Below are 684 nucleotides of genomic sequence, written 5' to 3' on the forward strand. Positions count from 1 at the left end.
TACTCCAGTTGATAACACTCAAGCTGTTGAAAATTCTCAACCTACCGAACAAAATTCAGCTCAAGACAACGCTTCTTCTGATGTAAGCGAGCAACAAATTGAAGAAGATACTTCTGCTCAAAATGATCAAGACAATGAAGACAATTCAACTGATGATACAACTACTCCAGTTGATAACACTCAGGCTGTTGAAAATTCGCAATCTACTGAACAAAATTCAGCTCAAGACAACGCTTCTTCTGATGTAAGTGAACAACAATCTGAAGGAGATGCTCAACAATCTGAAGAAGATACTTCTGATAAAGACGTTCAATATGGTGAAAATACTCAACCTTCTGAAAATAACAAAGAAGACAGCACTTCTTCTGACTTAAACGAACAAAATTCTGAAGACGCTCAACAATCTGAAGAAGATACTACTAATGAAGATGTTCAAGATGATGAAAATACTCAACCTTCTGAAAATAACAAAGAAGACAACACTTCTTCTGACTTAGATGAACAAGATTCTGAAGACGCTCAACAATCTGAAGAAGATACTTCTAATGAAGACGTTAAAGATGGTGAGGATGCTACAGCTTCCGAAGATAATAAAGAAGACAACACTTCTTCTGACTTAGATGAACAAGATTCTGAAGACGCTCAACAATCTGAAGAAGATACTACTAATGAAGATGTTCAAGA

At 36.0% G+C, this 684-nt stretch carries 1 pseudogene; it reads left to right on the forward strand.

From position 1 onward, the window contains the following. A pseudogene (locus AST02_RS14445) lies at positions 1-684 on the forward strand (GW dipeptide domain-containing protein); the annotation flags it as partial.

It is taken from the genome of Staphylococcus equorum (assembly GCF_001747895.1).
In the GTDB taxonomy this organism is placed as follows: Bacteria; Bacillota; Bacilli; order Staphylococcales; family Staphylococcaceae; genus Staphylococcus; species Staphylococcus equorum_A.